The sequence below is a fragment of the Paenibacillus donghaensis genome (genome assembly GCF_002192415.1).
GTDB lineage: Bacteria > Bacillota > Bacilli > Paenibacillales > Paenibacillaceae > Paenibacillus_AQ > Paenibacillus_AQ donghaensis.
Genome location: NZ_CP021780.1, coordinates 7,789,410 through 7,810,833 on the forward strand (window position 1 = coordinate 7,789,410; position 21,424 = coordinate 7,810,833).

13 protein-coding genes, 3 rRNA genes and 2 riboswitches are annotated in these 21,424 nt (G+C 51.6%); of the genes, 14 read left to right on the forward strand and 2 right to left on the reverse strand.

Features of this window, described 5'->3' with window-relative positions; translation table 11 throughout:
* Nucleotides 1-65 precede the first annotated feature (65 nt).
* The 10 genes from B9T62_RS35340 to B9T62_RS35385 all read left to right on the forward strand — a co-directional run bounded on the left by B9T62_RS35340 (nucleotide 66) and on the right by B9T62_RS35385 (nucleotide 15,923).
* On the forward strand, nucleotides 66-2,078 hold the full coding sequence (locus B9T62_RS35340; protein WP_087919530.1) for a glycosyltransferase family 39 protein: 2,013 nt from the start codon (nucleotides 66-68) through the stop codon (nucleotides 2,076-2,078).
* Nucleotides 2,075-5,881, forward strand: a complete 3,807-nt coding sequence (locus tag B9T62_RS35345) for a phospholipid carrier-dependent glycosyltransferase (protein ID WP_087919531.1) — start codon at nucleotides 2,075-2,077, stop codon at nucleotides 5,879-5,881. Before B9T62_RS35340 ends, B9T62_RS35345 begins: the two co-directional genes overlap by 4 nt.
* A gap of 214 nt (nucleotides 5,882-6,095) precedes the next feature.
* A complete protein-coding gene (locus B9T62_RS35350) occupies nucleotides 6,096-7,073 on the forward strand; it encodes a glycosyltransferase family 2 protein (RefSeq protein ID WP_087919532.1) in 978 nt (325 codons plus the stop codon).
* Nucleotides 7,063-7,467, forward strand: coding sequence for a GtrA family protein (locus tag B9T62_RS35355; protein WP_087919533.1), 405 nt, complete (start codon nucleotides 7,063-7,065; stop codon nucleotides 7,465-7,467). The genes B9T62_RS35350 and B9T62_RS35355 overlap by 11 nt, the downstream gene beginning before the upstream one ends.
* Nucleotides 7,468-7,482: 15 nt before the next feature.
* Nucleotides 7,483-8,151 carry a class D sortase gene (locus tag B9T62_RS35360; protein WP_087919534.1) on the forward strand — a complete coding sequence of 223 codons (669 nt, stop codon included), beginning with the start codon at nucleotides 7,483-7,485 and terminating at the stop codon, nucleotides 8,149-8,151.
* Between the two features lie 117 nt (nucleotides 8,152-8,268).
* Nucleotides 8,269-8,350: riboswitch (cyclic di-GMP riboswitch) on the forward strand.
* Between the two features lie 84 nt (nucleotides 8,351-8,434).
* Nucleotides 8,435-8,515: riboswitch (cyclic di-GMP riboswitch) on the forward strand.
* A gap of 13 nt (nucleotides 8,516-8,528) precedes the next feature.
* Complete coding sequence (locus B9T62_RS35365) at nucleotides 8,529-9,338, forward strand: transglutaminase-like domain-containing protein (RefSeq protein ID WP_087919535.1); 810 nt, start codon at nucleotides 8,529-8,531, stop codon at nucleotides 9,336-9,338.
* Between the two features lie 422 nt (nucleotides 9,339-9,760).
* Nucleotides 9,761-11,318, forward strand: a 16S ribosomal RNA gene (locus B9T62_RS35370).
* A gap of 415 nt (nucleotides 11,319-11,733) precedes the next feature.
* Nucleotides 11,734-14,662: ribosomal RNA gene (locus B9T62_RS35375) — 23S ribosomal RNA — on the forward strand.
* Nucleotides 14,663-14,808: 146 nt separating this feature from the next.
* Nucleotides 14,809-14,925, forward strand: a 5S ribosomal RNA gene (gene rrf / locus B9T62_RS35380).
* Together the 16S, 23S and 5S rRNA genes form the textbook arrangement of a ribosomal RNA operon.
* 260 nt (nucleotides 14,926-15,185) lie before the next feature.
* Nucleotides 15,186-15,923 carry an acyl-[acyl-carrier-protein] thioesterase gene (locus tag B9T62_RS35385; RefSeq protein ID WP_087919536.1) on the forward strand — a complete coding sequence of 246 codons (738 nt, stop codon included), beginning with the start codon at nucleotides 15,186-15,188 and terminating at the stop codon, nucleotides 15,921-15,923.
* A gap of 54 nt (nucleotides 15,924-15,977) precedes the next feature.
* Here the strand turns inward: B9T62_RS35385 and B9T62_RS35390 are convergent, their stop codons facing one another.
* The gene (locus B9T62_RS35390) at nucleotides 15,978-16,901 is read right to left on the reverse strand and encodes an AraC family transcriptional regulator (protein ID WP_157794133.1); all 924 of its coding nucleotides are present in this window, start codon (nucleotides 16,899-16,901) and stop codon (nucleotides 15,978-15,980) included.
* Nucleotides 16,902-16,933: 32 nt separating this feature from the next.
* Nucleotides 16,934-17,377 (reverse strand): tRNA (N6-threonylcarbamoyladenosine(37)-N6)-methyltransferase TrmO, encoded by a 444-nt coding sequence (gene tsaA / locus B9T62_RS35395; RefSeq protein ID WP_087919538.1) that lies wholly within the window; start codon nucleotides 17,375-17,377, stop codon nucleotides 16,934-16,936.
* Between the two features lie 155 nt (nucleotides 17,378-17,532).
* Here tsaA and B9T62_RS35400 point away from each other — a divergent pair, with 155 nt between their 5' ends.
* The 4 genes from B9T62_RS35400 to B9T62_RS35410 all read left to right on the forward strand — a co-directional run bounded on the left by B9T62_RS35400 (nucleotide 17,533) and on the right by B9T62_RS35410 (nucleotide 21,406).
* On the forward strand, nucleotides 17,533-19,671 hold the full coding sequence (locus B9T62_RS35400) for a DNA topoisomerase III (RefSeq protein WP_087919539.1): 2,139 nt from the start codon (nucleotides 17,533-17,535) through the stop codon (nucleotides 19,669-19,671).
* A gap of 279 nt (nucleotides 19,672-19,950) precedes the next feature.
* The gene (locus B9T62_RS35405; protein ID WP_245864215.1) at nucleotides 19,951-20,928 is read left to right on the forward strand and encodes an MFS transporter; all 978 of its coding nucleotides are present in this window, start codon (nucleotides 19,951-19,953) and stop codon (nucleotides 20,926-20,928) included.
* Nucleotides 20,895-21,062 (forward strand): hypothetical protein, encoded by a 168-nt coding sequence (locus B9T62_RS39750; RefSeq protein ID WP_342746203.1) that lies wholly within the window; start codon nucleotides 20,895-20,897, stop codon nucleotides 21,060-21,062. The genes B9T62_RS35405 and B9T62_RS39750 overlap by 34 nt, the downstream gene beginning before the upstream one ends.
* Before the next feature lie 80 nt (nucleotides 21,063-21,142).
* Entirely contained in the window at nucleotides 21,143-21,406 is a 264-nt protein-coding gene (locus B9T62_RS35410) for a DUF1294 domain-containing protein (protein ID WP_087919541.1), read from the forward strand.
* The last annotated feature ends 18 nt before the right edge of the window (nucleotides 21,407-21,424 follow it).

Below are 21,424 nucleotides of genomic sequence, written 5' to 3' on the forward strand. Positions count from 1 at the left end.
CATCTGCACAACCCGGACTTTTCATATACCAATATTTAGATTATATTGTTGAAGAGGTGATAAAGTTGTCCACTTGGCTCGGCAGAGCGTATGAGCGCCTGCGAAGCAATCCCTGGCCTGTCCTGCTGTTCCTGCTGGGAGCGGTGATCCGGATGATCTATACAGGTGCAGTTCCGGCGGGGCTTAATCAGGATGAGGCGTCGATTGGTTATGACGCTTATGCCATTCTTCATTACGGAATAGACCGCAACGGAATTCATCTTCCCATCCACCTTATAGCCTGGGGAAGCGGACAAAATGCACTGTACGCTTATTTATCCATGCCTTTTATTTGGCTGTTTGGCCTGAACCCCGGCTCTGTACGGGCAATCAGCCTGATTATGGGTCTGATAGGCATGGCTGTGTTCTACCTGCTGGCCAAGCGAATCTTCACCACCCGGTCAGCCTCCATTGCTGCGATGTTTCTGATTGCCATTAATCCCTGGCATATCATGATGTCCAGATGGGCCCTGGAATCCAATCTGCTGCCAACCCTGATCCTGCTGGCCGTCTATTTTCTAATTCGATCCTTTGAATCTCCCCGCTGGACTTATGGCTTTACCATCATGCTGGGTCTATCGCTTTATGCCTATGGAACAGCGTACTTTTTCGTGCCGGTATTTGCGTTATGCAGCGTCTTTCTTCTATTGTATAAGAGAGCAGTTCCCCTGAAGGCAATCATCTGGAACGTGTTGCTGTTTGTGCTGCTGGCGATCCCGATTCTATTATTTATTGTAATTAACCGTATGCAGCAGTTGGATAGTGTGGTTACTCCGCTGTTCTCCATTCCTAAATTAACAATGCCGCGTGTGGAAGAGGTCTCTTCCGTGTTCAGCGGGCAACTGCTGCAGACAGCCTTTGGCAACCTCCGGGCGTTGATCAAGCTGCTGGTGAGCGGAAGCGACGGGTTGCCCTGGAACTCGATTTCACCTTATGGATATGCTTATCCGCTAGGGCTGCCTTTGGCGATAATCGGCCTCACTGCGCTGCTGCCTTCCTTCCAGAAACGCGACCCGAAGGGGCTGGGCCAGTCAGTGGTTCTGCTCTGGCTGCTAGCTTCTGTACTGATGGCCTGTATAACCAGTGTCAATATTAACCGGATTAATGTGATATTCTTCCCGCTTATGCTGCTGATGACATCGGGCCTCATGTGGCTGGGCAAGAAATGGAAGCCTTCAGTACCCCTGTCAGCGGCAGTGATGGCTGTGTTCGGCCTTCTGTTCGTTACCGTTTATTTCCGCGATTTCCCTAATGAGATTGGACCAGCGTTTCATGAATCGATCGGTGAAGCGGTGCAGTATGCCTCGCAGGAGAGCGACGGGAAGATCTACATTACAGACAGAGTGAATATGCCTTATATCTATGTGCTGTTCTATCAAAAAATCAACCCGCACACCTTCCTGGACACGGTTCAATATGCAAATCCCGGCGCTGCTTTCCAGCAGGTGACCTCGTTTGACCGCTATGTTTTTGGTCAGCCGGTTCCCTCTGGCGAAGAAGCTGCTTCATATATTATCTGGAACGGTGATCCGCTGCCTGCGGATATCGATGGCTATAAGCTGAAGCGGTTCGCCAATTATACCGTGTTGATTGCAGCTTCGGGTACGGAATCGTCTGCCGCAATTCCCGCTGCAGGGGAGGCTCCGCTGCTGGAGGGGATAAGCAATGGCGGCTTTGAAGAAGGGGCAGCCGGCTGGAGCTTCACTCCGGGTACGGGGATCGGCAACAACAAGCCTTACCAGGGTGGATCTCTGGCATACCTTGATCCCGGCAGCGATCGAAGCATTACCCAGACCTTCAGCGTCCCTGTCACCGCAGAGTACACTTTATCTGCATGGATTAGCAGCGGAGGGGAAGGGGGCAAGCTGGGTATCCGTGTCAACGGGGCCGTAATTGCCGAGCAGGAATTGCCCCGAAATGAGGAATATCAAGAGGTGACCTTACATATGCTTGCTCTGCAGCAGAATCAGGCAACGGAGATTTATATAACCGGCGGCAACGGCTGGATTAACTTGGACGAGGTGAGGTTGGAACGATGATCAAGAAGATGCGCGCGGCCGCAATAATCATTATGCTACTGTTGATATTCATGCTTCCCGTGACAAGCATTCATGCGGAAGACAATTTGCTGCAGAATCCCGGCTTCGAGAATGAAGAGAACGGGGTTCCTTCCGGCTGGATTGAGGACCGCTGGGTTGCCGGAGACGGCTCCGGGCTGATATCGCTGCAGGGAGACGATGTCCGCTCCGGCGGCAAGGCGGCTGTGATTGAGAATATTGAACCCAACCATCTCAAATGGGTGCAGAATCTTACAGTATCCCCTGACAGCTACTACAAAATCTCCGGCTGGACCAAAGTCATAAGCATAACGGGCGAAGGGATGGGCGCCAATCTGTTTGTGGTGGGTGTAGGCGGCGGATATCCGAGCACCAAGGATACGGCAGGCGATTGGCAGTATCTTGAATTTATCGGCCAGACTGGCCCGGAACAGACCGAGATTGGCGTCGGTGCCGCGTTGGGCGGCTATGCCAGTCTGATTCAAGGCAAGGCTTATTTCGATGACTTGTCTGTAGAGAAGCTTGAAGCAGCTCCTGAAGGAGCGGCGGTAGTTTCACTGGTCAGCGGAACTACCGTACAGGAGGGCGCGGCGGAGACTCCGCACAAGGTGTCGCCTACGCGCTTGCTGCTGATTTCAGCGCTGTTCAGCATCTTTTTCGCGATCCTCTACCATAAGGCTTTCCGCAGCGACAGACTGCTGAAGCAGCCGGAGATGATTTATACCCGCTGGATGGTTGTGGTCTTCGGTGCTGCCCTGATCCTGCGGGTCTGGATTGGCTTGACTGCACAGGGGTATCAGAATGATATGAACACCTTTATAGCCTGGGGCCAGAGACTTGTTGATCTGGGTCCGGGGAAATTTTATGAAGAAGGTTATTTCGCCGATTACCCGCCAGGATATCTGTACATTTTGTATATGCTCGGTCTGGTGCGCGGCGTGTTCGGTTTTGCACAAGGCTCGGGCGGCGAGTCGCTGCTGTTCAAGCTGCCCGCGATCCTCTCCGACCTTGTGCTGGGTTATCTGATCTACCAGTTTGGCCGCAAAAAGCTGGGACAGGGCATCGCTTTTGGCCTCATGCTGCTGTTCCTGTTTAATCCGGCAGTGCTGATCAACTCCTCAGCCTGGGGCCAGGCAGATTCATTTTTCCTGATCTTCCTGCTGCTCGCCATCAAGGGGGCCGCAGACAAAACCCTGGTGCGTGCCGCCATCTTTTTTGCCCTGGCCACCCTGATCAAACCGCAGGCGCTGATCTTTACGCCGGTGCTGCTGTTTGCCTTCTATCACCAGCGGGCCTGGAAGCAGCTTGCTGTCGGGGCCCTTTATGGTCTGGGTATTTTCGGCGTGCTGGCAGCCCCTTTCTTCTGGAATAACGGAGGTTTTGCCGGAGTAATCAATCTGTACAAGGCGACTTTGTCTTCTTATCCGTATTCTACGGTTAATGCCTTTAATCTATATGCGCTGACAGACCCGATGTGGGCAGCGCTCGACAATACGTGGCTGGGGATTACCTACCGGGTATGGGGCTTCGTGTTTATTCTCGTGGCCGTGGCAACGTCAGTCTTCTATTCCTTCAAGCGGGACCGCCAGAATCTCGCGAAATCCTATTTCATTGGTATGGTGCTGATTGTGATTGTCTTTGTCCTTGGCACCAAAATGCATGAGCGATATATGTACCCGGCATTGCTGCTGGCTCTGTTCGCCTATATTGAAAGCCGGGACCGCAGGTTCCTGACATTGTTTCTCGGATTCAGCCTTACGCAGTTTATCAATGTCGGCTATACGCTGGCTTTTCTGAACATCCAGAGCAATCCGCCGAATGACGGTATTGTGCTGCTGACGGCCATTACGAATCTTCTGCTGCTCTGCTATATGCTGTATATTGGATACGACTTGTATATCCGTGGCCGCCATAAGCTTCTGCCCCAGCCGCTTACAGGCCAGGAGAAGTACAGCCGCGATCTGCAGACGGCAGAGGAATTGCGGCCGCTGGCCGAGGAGACCAAGCTGAAGCTGCAGCGCAAGGATTGGATAGCGATGCTGGCGATTACTGCGGTTTATGCCGCCATTGCCTTGTTTAACCTGGGCTCTGACAAAGCACCGGAGACGCTGTGGGAACCTGCTGCCGGCGGAGAGAGCTTCTATGTTGACCTCGGCCAGAGCCGTCAGCTGGAGCGGGTAAATGTATTCGGAGGTACGGGGACGGGCAAGTTCAAGCTGGAATTCAGCCAGTCTCCCGATGCCTGGAGCAGCCCGCTTACAGTAAACGAAGAGGTAGGCAATGTGTTTGTCTGGAAAAGCCAGCCGCTGAACGTTGCCGCAAGGTATGTCAAGCTGACCGTAGACTCACCGGGCTTCACCCTGAATGAAATGGCCTTCTATGAGCAGGGTGGCGGCAGAACGCCGCTGCCGGTTGCCGCAGTTACCCCGGATGCGGCAGCTGCCCCCAAAAGAGGCGAGCCGGCGAACCTCTTTGATGAGCAGACGCTGATTCCGGAATATTCCGGCTTTACGAACGGCACTTATTTCGATGAAATCTATCATGCCCGCACGGCCTATGAATATACCCATGGCATTGTGCCTTACGAGAATACACACCCACCGCTTGGCAAGCTGCTGATTGCGGTCGGGATGGAGCTGTTTGGCGTGAATCCGTTTGGCTGGCGGATCATCGGCACGCTGTTCGGGATTGCCATGCTGCCACTGATCTATCTCATGGCGCAGCGTTTGTTCCGCTCAACCACCTATGCGGCCTTGGCCACAGGATTGTTCGCCCTTGATTTCATGCATTTCACCCAGACCCGAATCTCGACGATAGACGTTTACGGGGTATTTTTCATCATGCTGATGTTCTACTTCATGCAGCGTTACACCACCCGAAGCTTCTACCGGCAGCCGCTGGCCAAGACCTTGCTGCCGTTATTTCTTTCCGGTCTTTTCTTCGGGATTGGGGTGGCCTCCAAGTGGATTGTTGCTTATGGCGGTGTAGGGCTGGCTATTATGCTGGCACTCTCGCTGTTCCAGCGGTATAAAGAATCACAGGCGGCGGGACGGGTGCTGGCCGAAGGCAAGCTTAAGGACGGGGAGCTGACGGCAGCTTGCCGCGTAGCAGCACGCTCCTTCTGGAAGAATACGATCATTACGCTGGCAAGCTGTGTGGTGTTCTTCGTAATCATTCCGGCCTTGATCTACAGCCTGTCCTTCTGGCCGGCGTTGTCGGCTTCAAGCGAAGGCTTCACCTTCAAAGGGCTGATCGATGCCCAGAAGAATATGTACAACTATCACAGTCAGCTGGTAGCCACGCATCCGTTTGCTTCCTCATGGTGGGAATGGCCGTTTATGAAACGGCCGGTCTGGTTCTACAGCGGTGGTGAAGGCCTGCCTGCAGGAAAGGTCAGCAGTATTGTGACGATGGGCAATCCGTTGATCTGGTGGACCGGGATTTTCGCTATGCTGGGTACACTATGGCTGACCCTGAAGCGCAAGGACAAGAACCTGTACATGATCTGGATTGCGTTTTTCTCGCAATATGTTCCCTGGATGCTTGTGCCGCGCGAGACCTTCCTATACCATTACTTTGCAATGGTTCCGTTTATGATTCTTGGCATTGTTTATGTCATGCAGCTGCTTGAGGGCAAATATGCCAAGGCGAAGACCCTGCGTTATGTTTATGTGGCAGTGGCCGCTCTGTTGTTTGTGGCGTTTTATCCGGTACTATCGGGTATGGTGGTCAGCGGAAGTTATGTCACAACCCTGCTGCGCTGGTTCCCGTCCTGGGTATTTTAGAGTACAAGATCGATGGATAGAAACTCGCCAAGCGCATTCCTTTTTGCAGAGCGGGTTTCTATTCAAAAGATAAGTATTTATATGTTCACGCTATAAATGCTCCTTCTCTTTCTCGCTGAAACGGATACCGTCCTTTGAAGGACGGTGAAGCCGTTTCTACTTGTTAGTACAGCTTACGCGGCGTTAGGCCGAACAATCGTTAGGAGGAACCAAGGTGAAAGCCAGATACAGTGTAATTGTACCGATGTTCAATGAGGAGGAAGTGATCACTCATACCTATGAGCGTCTGAAGCAGGTGATGGATGGCAGCGGCGATACCTATGAGCTGGTGTTCGTCAATGATGGAAGCCGCGACCGTACCGCAGCGCTGATGCGCAAGATCAGCAGCCGGGATGAGAACGTCAAGCTGATTGATTTCTCCAGAAATTTCGGGCACCAGGTGGCGATCACAGCCGGAATGGATTATGCCGAAGGGCAGGCCGTGGTGGTCATCGATGCCGACCTGCAGGACCCGCCGGAGGTTATTCTGCAGATGATCGCCAAATGGAAGGAAGGGTATGATGTTGTTTATGCGAAACGTCTGAAACGTCATGGCGAGACGATATTCAAAAAAGTGACAGCCAAGCTGTTCTACAGACTGCTCAGCAGCATGACCAGTGTGGAGATTCCCACCGATACCGGCGACTTCCGTCTGATCGACCGCAAGGTGTGCGACGTGCTGCGCGGACTGAAGGAGAAGAATCGCTACGTCAGAGGTCTGGTCAGCTGGGTGGGCTTCCGTCAGACGATGGTCGAATATGTCCGTGAGGAGCGTTTTGCCGGGGAGACCAAATATCCGCTCAAAAAAATGATCCGCTTCGCCCTGGACGGCATCACCTCCTTCTCCCATAAGCCGCTCAAAATCGCTTCCTATATCGGATTCTTCCTATCCTTCTCCAGCTTCATCTATCTGTTCTTTGTGCTCTTTCAGAAGATGTTCACCTCCTGGACGATTCCGGGCTGGGCCTCCATTGTCGGCGTCAACCTGCTCTTTAATGGAATTGTGCTGATGCTGCTGGGCGTGATCGGTGAATATATCGGACGAATCTATGATGAATCCAAGGACAGACCCTTGTATATTGTACGTGAGACCCAAGGGTATGCAGAGAATGAGTCCATGGACAACCGGAAGGAAGAGGAGCATGTCAGATAAGAATCTCCGCGCCGGAGTGATCCAGTTTCTGAAGTTCAATGCTGTAGGCCTGGTGAACACGCTGATTGATTTCGTGATTTTCACCTTGCTGCATTCTTTGGGGATGGCCTATTCATTGGCCCAGGTTATCTCCTATAGTGCGGGTACGGCAAACAGCTTCATACTGAACAAAAAAGTCACCTTCAAGGACCGCAGCCGCGTAGCCGGCGAAGGGTTTGACCGGATGCAGCTGGTGAGGTTTATCATGCTGAATCTGGTTGTGCTCGGGATTTCACTGCTGCTGATGCATCTGCTGACAGACAAGCTTCAGATTCAGGTACTGCTGGCCAAGGTGCTGGTTACGTTTGTTACTGTTATTATTAATTTTGTGGGAAGCCGCAAATGGGTCTTCTAAGGAGGTGGGAGAAGAATGCGCAAACTATCGTATTTTCTTATTTTGGCCGGGATTCTTGTGATTTTATTTCCCAAGGCCAATGAATGGTATAACGACAGGCAGCAGGATAAGCTGCTCGAGGACGCTCTGCAGAGCTACAGTGACAATAGTGACAGTGAGCCGCAGGCACAGTCGGGCTTAACCAGCAGTTACGCTGAAGTGACCAGGGTGCTGGCGGATGAGTCCGCTCTCAATGAGGCAGACCAGGCTCAGAAGGAGACCAAGCAGGAAACGATGGAGCCGGGCGGACAAGTGATGGCTATTATAGAAATTGACAAGATTGATCTGAAGCTTCCCGTTCTGGAGGGTGCGACTCAAGCAAATATGAAGCATGCAGCGGCTCACATGAAGGAGACGGCTTCATTGGGGGAGAAGGGCAATGCAGCGATAGCTGCGCATAGGGCCAGAACTACAGGTCGGCTGTTTAACAGGCTAAATGAGGTGGAGATGGGTGATACCATCACCGTGAGGACGAAGGATAAGACCTATAATTACGAGGTGTACAATATTTCCGTCGTAGAACCCACGGATGTATCCGTGCTTAACGGCAATGATAAGGACTCTATTCTTACGTTGATTACATGTGATCCACTTGTAAATCCTACCCACCGGTTGATTGTACATGCCAAATTACCCAATCCATAGATCCAAGGTCCCGTTGAAACAGATCAAACGGCAAATTTTAAATATAATGCTAGGAAACTAGTGCTTGGACTCTTGTATATAAACAAAAATATGATAGAATTAGACTATAAAAGCTAAACACGATAACGGCAAACCTGTCGAAAGGCAGGGACGCAAAGCTAAAGGGCCTTTTCCACAAGGATGGCAGCCAGCTACCGAAAGATGAGGCTTTTTTTGTTTGCTCAATAGGAAATCTATCCTATTAATTTAATCCATAGTGTACAAGCTGTAGTAGATAAAGCTTATACGATAACGGCAAACCTGTCGAAAGGCAGGGACGCAAAGCTAAAGGGCCTTCCCGTAAGGATGGCAGCCAGCTACCGAAAGGAGTTTTATCCATGAAGAAATTTTATGCTGTGTTAATATCATTGTTTGTAGTAACAGCGTCCTTTCATAGCACTACGGTTGAAGCCGCTAGTGTAGATTCCAACTGGCTGAACACATCCAACCTGAACCAAGGGGTAATCGGAATTAACTATGACGTTCCTAAGGACAAGCGTATCAAGGTCATGATAACCAAGGACAACAGTAGTTATACTTACAATCTCTACAGCTCCAACAAGGCAGAATCTTTTCCGCTGCAGCAGGGAGATGGCTCTTACAAGGTATCTGTCCTAGAGAACACCACTGGTAACAAATACAAAGCAGTCCACAGCGAAGTAGTGGATGTATCAACCAATAACAAGAACTCCGTATATTTGAGCTCCGTTCAGAATGTGAAATGGAACTCCTCAGATAAAGCTATCCTCAAAGCCAAACAGCTTACCCAAGGCAAGACGACTGATCAAGAGAAAGTCAAGGCTATCTATAACTACGTTGTGGAGAATGTGAAATATGATTATTCACTCGCAAACAGTGTAACAACAGATTACATTCCCAATATCGACAACACCCTTACCAGCAAGAAAGGCATTTGCTATGATTATTCTTCCCTGTTTGCAGCTATGCTGCGCAGTGTGGACATCCCTGCCAAGCTGGTTATGGGGAATACTAGTTATGTAGCTCAATATCACGCTTGGAATGAAGTATTCCTTGATGGCAAATGGGTTATTATTGATACAACTGTTGATGCAGGTCTGGGCAAGAACGGCAAATCAAACGAATTGACCAAGGTTGCCAGTAAATATAGCGCAGTGAAGTTCTACTAAACGGATACAACATTAGTTTATAATAAACAACCTGCTGAATTTTAAGCGGGTTGTTTTTCTTTTGAATTAGGGGTTGCTTTTTACTAGGGGGATGGGGTATTATAGGTAAGCGTTGTTAGAGCGTGTCAGGAAATTTAGAGAATGATTAACTTGATAAATTGTTCTCAAAAATAAAGCTTGCATCGCCCGAAACAATATGATATATTATAAGAGTTGCTGGTGACGCAAACATCACTGACAACGAGAACTTGATCTTTGAAAACTGAACAACGAGTGAGTGGGATTTTACGAAAGTAAAATCCAAAAGAAGATGAGTTTCACGCAAGTGAAGCTTGTCGGTAGAGAATGCAAATTCTCGTCAGATGTTTCAAATTGAGCATATCGCTCTTTTCAATACTTTATCGGATTTATCCGATAAAACCAATTTGGAGAGTTTGATCCTGGCTCAGGACGAACGCTGGCGGCATGCCTAATACATGCAAGTCGAGCGGAGTTTTGTTGAAAGCTTGCTTTCAACAGGATTCAGCGGCGGACGGGTGAGTAACACGTAGGCAACCTGCCCCTTAGCCTGGGATAACTACCGGAAACGGTAGCTAATACCGGATAATTCCTTGGTTCTCCTGAACCGAGGATGAAAGGCGGAGCAATCTGCCCTTAAGGGATGGGCCTGCGGCGCATTAGCTAGTTGGTGAGGTAACGGCTCACCAAGGCGACGATGCGTAGCCGACCTGAGAGGGTGAACGGCCACACTGGGACTGAGACACGGCCCAGACTCCTACGGGAGGCAGCAGTAGGGAATCTTCCGCAATGGGCGAAAGCCTGACGGAGCAATGCCGCGTGAGTGATGAAGGTTTTCGGATCGTAAAGCTCTGTTGCCAGGGAAGAACGTCCGGTAGAGTAACTGCTACCGGAGTGACGGTACCTGAGAAGAAAGCCCCGGCTAACTACGTGCCAGCAGCCGCGGTAATACGTAGGGGGCAAGCGTTGTCCGGAATTATTGGGCGTAAAGCGCGCGCAGGCGGCTATTTAAGTCTGGTGTTTAAACCTTGGGCTCAACCTAAGGTCGCACTGGAAACTGGGTGGCTTGAGTACAGAAGAGGAAAGTGGAATTCCACGTGTAGCGGTGAAATGCGTAGATATGTGGAGGAACACCAGTGGCGAAGGCGACTTTCTGGGCTGTAACTGACGCTGAGGCGCGAAAGCGTGGGGAGCAAACAGGATTAGATACCCTGGTAGTCCACGCCGTAAACGATGAGTGCTAGGTGTTAGGGGTTTCGATACCCTTGGTGCCGAAGTTAACACAGTAAGCACTCCGCCTGGGGAGTACGGTCGCAAGACTGAAACTCAAAGGAATTGACGGGGACCCGCACAAGCAGTGGAGTATGTGGTTTAATTCGAAGCAACGCGAAGAACCTTACCAGGTCTTGACATCCCTCTGAATCTGCTAGAGATAGCAGCGGCCTTCGGGACAGAGGAGACAGGTGGTGCATGGTTGTCGTCAGCTCGTGTCGTGAGATGTTGGGTTAAGTCCCGCAACGAGCGCAACCCTTATGCTTAGTTGCCAGCACATGATGGTGGGCACTCTAAGCAGACTGCCGGTGACAAACCGGAGGAAGGTGGGGATGACGTCAAATCATCATGCCCCTTATGACCTGGGCTACACACGTACTACAATGGCCGGTACAAAGGGCTGCGAAACCGCGAGGTGGAGCGAATCCCAACAAAGCCGGTCTCAGTTCGGATTGCAGGCTGCAACTCGCCTGCATGAAGTCGGAATTGCTAGTAATCGCGGATCAGCATGCCGCGGTGAATACGTTCCCGGGTCTTGTACACACCGCCCGTCACACCACGAGAGTTTACAACACCCGAAGTCGGTGGGGTAACCCGCAAGGGAGCCAGCCGCCGAAGGTGGGGTAGATAATTGGGGTGAAGTCGTAACAAGGTAGCCGTATCGGAAGGTGCGGCTGGATCACCTCCTTTCTATGGAGAATCGTTTCCTGAGACGGAAACATTCGAACAGAAGCGTAAGCTTCTATAAGAACCTTCGGGTTCAACACACTCACTCGTTGCTCAGTTTTGAGAGTTTAAGCTCTCAAAAAAGTATCATTTCCAGAACTTGCTTGTAGCCAAGTGGTTACGGAAAATGATATGATCTTCTTCCGGGGTTAAAGCCGGAGCAAGAACAACTTGATCCTTGAAAACTGGATACCGAAACGAATTTGCGTTTAGAACATCTTTTAGCTATAACTTGTGCAAACAAGTGAATTAGTTATTAGCTGGAAGCGAAGGTTTTGGATTGTGAAGCGACCTTTGGCTTTGAACAGAGTAGCGAACGGATTAGTCCGGTAGCGCTGTTGAAAACAAGATGAGCGAACAAGCCAAACACCGGAGCGATGGTTAAGCTAATAAGAGCACACGGAGGATGCCTAGGCGCCAGGAGCCGACGAAGGACGTGGCGAACAACGAAACTGCCTCGGGGAGCTGTAAGCAAGCTTTGATCCGGGGGTGTCCGAATGGGGAAACCCAGCTGTGGTAATTCGCAGTTACTACTCTCTGAATACATAGGAGAGGTAGAGGCAGACCAGGGGAACTGAAACATCTAAGTACCCTGAGGAAGAGAAAACAATAGTGATTCCGTCAGTAGCGGCGAGCGAACGCGGAACAGCCTAAACCTAAGAGCTTGCTCTTAGGGGTTGTGGGACGTCTCACATGGAGTTACAAAGGAATATAGTAGGCGAAGAGGTCTGGAAAGGCCCGCGATAGAGGTAAAAGCCCTGTAGCCTAAACTGTGTTCTCTCCGAGACGGATCCCGAGTAGTGCGGGGCACGTGAAACCCCGTATGAATCCAGCAGGACCATCTGCTAAGGCTAAATACTACCTGGCGACCGATAGTGAAACAGTACCGTGAGGGAAAGGTGAAAAGCACCCCGGAAGGGGAGTGAAATAGAACCTGAAACCGTGTGCTTACAAAAAGTCAGAGCCCGTTTTAGGGGTGATGGCGTGCCTTTTGTAGAATGAACCGGCGAGTTACGTTTACCATGCAAGGTTAAGGTGAGAAGCCGGAGCCGCAGCGAAAGCGAGTCTGAATAGGGCGATTTGAGTATGGGGGCGTAGACCCGAAACCGTGTGATCTACCCCTGTCCAGGGTGAAGGTGCGGTAACACGCACTGGAGGCCCGAACCCACGCATGTTGAAAAATGCGGGGATGAGGTGGGGGTAGCGGAGAAATTCCAATCGAACTCGGAGATAGCTGGTTCTCCCCGAAATAGCTTTAGGGCTAGCCTCGGTATAAGAATAGTGGAGGTAGAGCACTGATTGGGTGCGGGGCCCGCAAGGGTTACCAAGCTCAGTCAAACTCCGAATGCCACATATTTATTGCCGGGAGTCAGACAGTGAGTGCTAAGATCCATTGTCGAAAGGGAAACAGCCCAGACCATCAGCTAAGGTCCCCAAGTGTGTGTTAAGTGGGAAAGGATGTGGAGTTGCACAGACAACCAGGATGTTGGCTTAGAAGCAGCCACCATTGAAAGAGTGCGTAATAGCTCACTGGTCGAGTGACTCTGCGCCGAAAATGTAACGGGGCTAAACACACCACCGAAGCTATGGCTAGATACAATGTATCTGGGGTAGGGGAGCGTTGTATATACGTTGAAGGTATACCGTGAGGAGTGCTGGAGCGTATACAAGTGAGAATGCCGGTATGAGTAACGAAAAGATCAGTGAGAATCTGATCCGCCGAAAGCCCAAGGTTTCCTGAGGAAGGCTCGTCCGCTCAGGGTAAGTCGGGACCTAAGGCGAGGCCGAAAGGCGTAGTCGAAGGACAACAGTTTGAAATTACTGTACCACCGTAATCCGCTATGAGCGATGGGGTGACGCAGGAGGGTAGTGACGCGGACTGATGGATGTGTCCGTCTAAGCAGTGAGGCTGATGTGTAGGCAAATCCGCACATCGTGAAGGCTGGGCTGTGATGGGGAGCGAAAATTATAGTAGCGAAGGTCATGATCTCACACTGCCAAGAAAAGCCTCTAGCCAGGAGAAGGTGCCCGTACCGCAAACCGACACAGGTAGGCGAGAAGAGAATTCTAAGGCGCGCGGAAGAACTCTCGTTAAGGAACTCGGCAAAATGACCTCGTAACTTCGGGAGAAGAGGTGCCTCGGTAGGGTGAATAGCCCGAGGGGGCCGCAGTGAAAAGGCCCAAGCGACTGTTTAGCAAAAACACAGGTCTGTGCGAAGCCGTAAGGCGAAGTATACGGGCTGACGCCTGCCCGGTGCTGGAAGGTTAAGGGGAGCGGTTAGGAGCAATCCGAAGCTGTGAACCGAAGCCCCAGTAAACGGCGGCCGTAACTATAACGGTCCTAAGGTAGCGAAATTCCTTGTCAGGTAAATTCTGACCCGCACGAATGGCGTAACGACTTGGGCGCTGTCTCAACGAGAGATCCGGTGAAATTTTAATACCTGTGAAGATGCAGGTTACCCGCGACAAGACGGAAAGACCCCATGGAGCTTTACTGCAGCTTGATATTGAATTTGGGTACGATCTGTACAGGATAGGTGGGAGCCTAAGAAGCAGGAGCGCAAGCTTCTGCAGAGGCGCCGTTGGGATACCACCCTGATCGTATCTAGGTTCTAACCTAGTGCCCTTATCGGGTACGGGGACCGTGTCAGGCGGGCAGTTTGACTGGGGCGGTCGCCTCCTAAAGAGTAACGGAGGCGTTCCAAGGTTCCCTCAGAATGGTTGGAAATCATTCGCAGAGTGCAAAGGCATAAGGGAGCTTGACTGCGAGACCTACAAGTCGAGCAGGGACGAAAGTCGGACTTAGTGATCCGGTGGTACCGCATGGAAGGGCCATCGCTCAACGGATAAAAGCTACCCTGGGGATAACAGGCTTATCTCCCCCAAGAGTCCACATCGACGGGGAGGTTTGGCACCTCGATGTCGGCTCATCGCATCCTGGGGCTGAAGTAGGTCCCAAGGGTTGGGCTGTTCGCCCATTAAAGCGGTACGCGAGCTGGGTTCAGAACGTCGTGAGACAGTTCGGTCCCTATCTGTCGTGGGCGCAGGAAATTTGAGAGGAGCTGTCCTTAGTACGAGAGGACCGGGATGGACGTACCGCTGGTGCACCAGTTGTTCCGCCAGGAGCATGGCTGGGTAGCTACGTACGGACGGGATAAGCGCTGAAAGCATCTAAGCGTGAAGCCCCCCTCAAGATGAGATTTCCCAATTAGTAAGACCCCTTGAAGACGACGAGGTAGATAGGTTGGAGGTGGAAGTGCAGCAATGCATGGAGCTGACCAATACTAATCGGTCGAGGGCTTATCCACATCTTAAAACGCAGATTTGTTTCGGATTCAGTTTTCAGGCATCAAGTTCTGCATCATATAGTCCGAGTGGCTGTATGAGAAAGAAATTGTGTTCAGCATTTGGCGATGCTGAGACCTGAATGATGCATTTGCATGGCAAATGCCCGTTTGGTGGCGATAGCGGAGGGGTTCCACGCGTACCCATCCCGAACACGACCGTTAAGCCCTCCAGCGCCGATGGTACTTGGACCGAAGGGTCCTGGGAGAGTAGGACGCCGCCAAGCACATGAAGACCACTGTTGATTACTCAACGGTGGTCTTTTTGTTTTTTAATAGAATAAAGTATGATAGAATTCTGCGGGAACCTAAACAGTAATCAGACTGTGGACAACCTTTAACTGCTTAGAATCAAAGGAATCTTATGCACATGTGGATGAAATTTATATAATTTTAAGTAATCCCCAAAAACTGTGGATAGGAACGGTTTAAATGTGGATAGTTTAGGGGATAAGATACTTTTTGTAGAGCTTAGGAGGACAATGCGATGAATAAACAAAATCTTCTGTGGATAGAGCAGCATACGGTGCAAGCCAGTGATACTGATTTCCTGGGCAGGGCCAAGTTATCCTATGTTCTGGACGTAATGCAACGGGCGGCAGATGCGGCTGTAAATGGGCAGGGTCTAAGTCTGGAGAAGATGCTGGAAGCAGGAATGGGCTGGATGCTAATTACGCTGGACCTTGAGTTCAGACGGGTTCCCCGGCCTAACGAGCAGCTTGCCGTACATACCTGGAGCAAAGGTACGAAAGGGGCGGTGTGGCAGCGGGATTACCGGATATTCACGGCAGAAGCAGCCGAGGTAGCCGTAGCACGATCGATATGGGCCTTGGTGGATATCCACAAACGCAAAATGCTGCGTCCTTCTGCACTTCCTGAGAGCGTCGAGCATTATACCGCTGATTCGGTAGGAGCTTCGCCGGATAAAGTGCAAATACCCCCAGATCTGGTGCTGGAGGAAGTCTACCGGTATGAGGTCAAATACAGCGGATTGGATAATAATGGTCACCTTAATAATGCCCGGTATGGGGATTTATGCTGTGATGTATTTTCGTTGCAGGAATGGGGCGAAGCAGAGCTGAAGCAGTTCCGGATTACCTATCTTCATGAAGCGAAGTTTGGGGATGAACTTGTCATACTGCGTTCAGGGCTTACCGATGAGGGAGTTTATGTGCGGGGGCAGGGCAGGGATTTTATTGCTTTTGAAGCCTGCTTGAGACTGTAACAGAGCCTTGGGAAATAAGCTGATCCATTCTAGTTGTCGATTACATAATAACGTTCATAGCAGCTCCAGCGGAATATAGATCTCACTTACCGAACGTTCATTATCAGGTCCAAGATACTGCTCGCCGTAGTATTCGAACTCAAAAGGCAGCGATAATCTAAATTCACTTTTGGGCAGCCAGATTTCGTAGAAGTATTTATAGGTGTGAGAAATATCCTTCGAAAGGCCGCGATGGTAGAATTTCAGATAACGTGCTGGTGGAATAACCTGTAACGGAAAAATGCCGTTGTGGGATTGGGGCTGAAAAAAGGACTCCATTCCAGCACGAACATTAGGATCATGTGGAGCAGACAGGGGCTGGACAAGCTCACAGCCGCACATAAATTTGGCTCCGCTAAGCTCATAATCATCAGGCCAATAGCCGACCTGATAATACCGTTCAGGCTGCATGCGGCCAGATATCGAGGAGACTTGGTTGAACAGCTGATGCCAGGCCTGTGAGAATATGCTGGAATTCCTGAGTATAGTGACAATAGGTCCTTGAATAACGACTTCTCCGAGCTCTGCGAGCTGCGGGGAAATTTCTTTGGTTACAGCGAAATAGTGCAGATCCTGTTCATGCAAAGGGTGCAGCAACGGTAGCAGACCCTCCATACGGTTACGGCGGACCTGTGTAGGGGTAGTATGCAATATTCTGCGGAAGGCACGGGAAAAAGTCTCATAATTATTGAAATCATAATCCAGTGAAATATCCTGAAGAGAGCGCTGTTTCTGCCGCATGATATCATGGGCGGCTTCAGTAATTCTGCGCCGGGCGATATATTCGCCGGGACTCATTCCCGTCACCGCCTGAAACAGACGGATAAAATGGTATAAGGAATATCCTGTAGTCTCAGCAAGCGCCTGGACAGGAAGTGTGGACCGTAGCTGGTCTTCAATATGGTCGAGTGCTTGGCAGATCAGCTGGCGATTGTTCACATCCTGTCCCTCCCGCAATGAGTATTTCCAGTCTATTGTGCTACCCAATCTCCCCAAGATGCCGCCCAGACCGGAACCGTTACATCCTTCACGCGGTCGGTACTGGGGAAATAGGCTTTGATATCCAGCACCGGTGTACCTGGATAGGCGTCCAGACCGGATAATTCAATAACTCCCGCTTGTTCATCCATAGAAAGAATGGTGGCTACGCTCAGCCCCAGCGGATTAGGTCTTACCGGAGAGCGGGTGGAGAATACACCTGAGAGGGGTGCATCGTAGGGAGGCTGAATCTGCGTAGTCTGGCGGAAATGATCCTCAGCAAATTCGGAGAGCCACCAGATAACCTGGCAATGGCTGAATTCCGAGAGACCTTTCAGTGCAGGGCCGAATTCAGGCTGAAGCTGGATCAACTGATGATCTCCCTCAGCTTGGACAACTCCTATTTGTACTATAGTATAACTTCCTTGTTTGGACATGGGTACAGCTCCTCTTGGTTAATGATTACAATTTATTGTACAATGCGCCTGAAGGGGGGAGCCTGACGATATTTGCGGACTTTCATTTGTATAACATTCTTAAGTTCACTTTCTATAATGCTATAATAGATGCGAAAGCTGTAAGGAGGATAATGATGAAGACATTGGTATTGGCGGAGAAACCGTCCGTTGCACGCGAAATCGCCCGCGTGATGGGCTGCAGCGATAAACAGAAAAGTTATATTGAAGGACCGAAATATGTAGTTACCTGGGCGCTTGGGCATTTGGTTGGTCTGGCAGAGCCTGAAGAATATAATCCTAAATTTGCTTCCTGGGCCATGGAGGATCTGCCGATCCTTCCAGACAGGATGAAGCTGAAGGTGCTGCGTGAAACGAATCAGCAATATAAAGCCGTGCAGCATCTGATGAAGCGCCAGGATATAGGGGAGCTGATCGTCGCCACCGACGCTGCCCGCGAAGGTGAACTGCTGGCGCGCTGGATTCTGCAGATGGCCGGCTGGAAGAAACCGTTCCAGCGGCTCTGGATCTCTTCGCAGACAGACAAGGCGATTGAAGCAGGATTCGCAGCGCTGAAGCCGGGCAAGAACTACGACCGTCTGTATGAATCGGCGCGCTGCCGTGCGGAAGCCGATTGGATGATCGGGCTGAACATTACCCGGGCATTGACCTGCAAGTTCGGCACGCCGCTGGCGGCGGGCCGCGTGCAGACGCCTACCCTGGGAATGATTATGGACCGGGAGCGCGAGATCACCAGCTTCTTATCAGAGGATTATGAGACGCTGCAGGCTGATCTGGGCAGCTTCCAGGCTGCCTGGCGTTCGGCGAGCGGGGATGCCCGTATTTGGGATAAGGCGAAGGCTGCCAGCCTGAAGGATAAGCTTACCGGGCAGAGCGGAACGATTACGAAGGTGCAGAAGAGCGAGAGAAGTGAAGCCCACCAGCTGGCTTACGATCTGACAGAGCTGCAGCGCGATGCGAACCGCAAGTTTGGCTTCTCTGCCAAACAGACCTCAGGTCTGCTGCAGCGGCTGTATGAGCAGCATAAGCTGGTGACGTATCCCCGCACAGACAGCAGATACCTGACTGCCGATATGACCGACACTTTGAAGGAACGGCTGGAAAGTGTGGCGGTCGGCCCTTATGCTGCGCTTGCCCGACCGCTGCTGCGCAAGCAGCTGCCGATCACCAACCGGATTGTCGATGACAGTAAGGTAAGTGATCACCATGCGATTATTCCAACAGAGCAGACGTTGCTGCTGAACACGCTCAGCACAGAAGAACGCAAGCTGTATGACTTGATCGCAAGGCGGTTCATCAGCCTGTTCTATCCTCCGGCGCGTTATGATGCTGTAGCGGTAACTGTCACCGTACAGGGAGAAAGCTTCCATGTGAAGGGAACTACCGTCAAGGATACCGGCTGGAGAGAAGTCTACGGCGGGGATCTTAGCAGCGATGAAGAGGAAGAGAACACGGGAGATCAGCCTGCGGCCAGCAGTGTGAAGCTGCCGGAGCTGCGTGAAGGCGAGCAGGTGACCATTACCCGCTGCAGATTACAAGCCGGGCGGACACAGCCGCCGAAGCGCCATAATGAAGCTTCGCTGCTGACCTTAATGGAGAAGCACGGGCTTGGAACCCCGGCTACCCGCGCCGATGTGATTGAGAAGCTGGTTAGCTCGGATACGATAGAGCGCCAGGGCAACCTGCTGCATCCGACAGGCAAAGGCAAGCAACTGATCAACCTGGTGGCCTCCCAGCTGCGTACGCCGGAGTTGACGGCACGCTGGGAAAGCGAGCTGGAGAAGATCGCCCGCGGACAAGGGCAGCCCGGCCCGTTCCTGCAAGGCATCCGCAGCATGGCTGAGGAACTGGTGGGCGGGGTGAAAGCCAGTACGGCGGAATACAAGCCGCACAATGTATCCAGCAGCCACTGCCCGGAATGCGGAACCCGGCTGCTGGAGAAGAAAAGCAAACGCGGCAAGCTGCTGGTATGCCCCGCAGATAACTGCGGCTATACCGGCGCCGGAGAGAAGCGGTTGTCCAACCGGCGCTGCCCGCAGTGCCATAAGAAGATGGAGCTCAAAGAGGGCAAAGCCGGCTTGTTCGTGCAGTGCCTCGGCTGCGGAATTACAGAAACCATGAATAAGGACCATAAACCTGTCAACAAACGGGAGCAGCAGAAGCTGGTTCAGCAGTACAGCAAGCAGGAAAGTCTCGGTTCCAGCTTGGGTGATCTGCTGAAGGCGGCGCTTGAAGGGCAGAATAAGGATAAATAAGGCATGTCCATATAAGATGGACTTGAGAATGGAGTAATGGAGTAATATTGCGCTTGATAAGCGCAGCAAAGCTGTCGGTAGATGGCAGCAATCAGTACAGCCTGACCTAAAGTGTCAGGCCGCAGGCATATGGGGATGGAGCGGATGACGGTATGGAAGCCAAGCAGCACAACAATTTATCGGTAACTGGAACTGCGGACCAGCGCAGGGGCGGGAGCCGGATGTTTTTTCTGGTCATCGTATTTCTGTTCTGGTTCTCTTCTTAATATATATGTCCCCGTGCTCTCGCCGTATGTAGAGCATCTGGGAGCTTCCTATCTAATGGTGGGCATGGTGCTTGGCGTGTATGGCCTGATGCAGATTCTGTTCCGTCTGCCCCTGGGCATCGGCTCGGACTATTTGAAGCGGAGGAGACCGTTTATTTATCTCGGCCTGATTGCAAGCGGAGCCAGCTGCTTCCTATTCATGTGGGGCCAGCAGCCGGGCTGGGCGCTTGCGGCGCGTGCGGTGTCGGGCATTGCAGCCTCCGCGTGGGTGGTGTACACTGTCATGTTCGCCGGATACTTCCCCAAGGAGGAAGCCGGACGGGCCATGGGCATGCTGCAGTTCACTACGGTTCTTGCCCAGATGACTAGCATGATGATCAGCGGTTATATCGTGGAGCATTGGGGCTGGCAGGCGTCGTTTCTGATTGGCGGTATTGTAGCGATTGGAGCGCTGCTGCTGGTGCTGCGCCTGCCGGAGCAGAAGCCGCAGGCTGCACAGAATAAAGTCCAATTAAGCGATCTGGCGCTTGTAATCAAGGAGCCGCTGCTAGTTAAGGTATCGCTTTTGTCCGTGCTGGCCCATTGCGTCCTGTTCATTACGATGTTTGGCTATACGCCGAATCAGGCGCTGAGCATCGGGGCAAGCAAGGAAAGCCTTGGCTGGCTGACGCTGGCCTTCATGGTGCCTCATGCGGCGGCTACTCTCTATGGCTCGCGGCTGTTCGGCAGGCTGCTGGGAGACCGGGGGACGCTGTTGCTGGGTTTTGCCGGTAGTGCGTTATTTACACTGCTTATTCCCACGATGCCGAATCTGGCCGCTCTATGTATTACACAGCTGGGGAACGGTTTTATGCAGGGCTTGATTTTTCCACTGCTGCTGGGGAAATCGGGGCTGGAATCGATCCTTATAAAAGAGCTACCGCGATGGGATTCTATCAGGCAGTGTATGCGATCGGGATGGCAGCCGGACCGTTTGCGGCAGGATGGATGAGCTCGCTGTACGGTCTTAGCGGAGGCTTCTGGCTGGGCGGGCTGGCCGCGCTGCTGGCGGCAGGCTTATCGTGGATATGGATGGCGGAAACGGTGACAAGCAGGGCGGGAAACGGGAATAAACTGAACCTGTGATGAGAGACTTATTGGTTTTTTGGCAAGAAGGGTAATATAATATATAGAGTAGACAGGTCGTTAAGGAGGAGCCGCCGGGGATGGAACGAATTGTGATGGTATGGTTTGTGGTTATCAATATAATCGGCTATGTAGTAATGTCCGAGGACAAGAACAAAGCCCGCAAGCGGCGGGACCGTGTGCCGGAGAAAACCCTGTTTCTGCTGGCCGCAATGGGCGGGTCGCTCGGTGTACTGACAGCCATGTACCGCAAGCGCCACAAGACAAGGCATGCTTCCTTCCGAATCGGAATTCCGCTGCTGCTGCTGCTTAATTTGCTGCTCTATGGTTATTTTTTAACGTAATGTTTAATGTAACGGTCT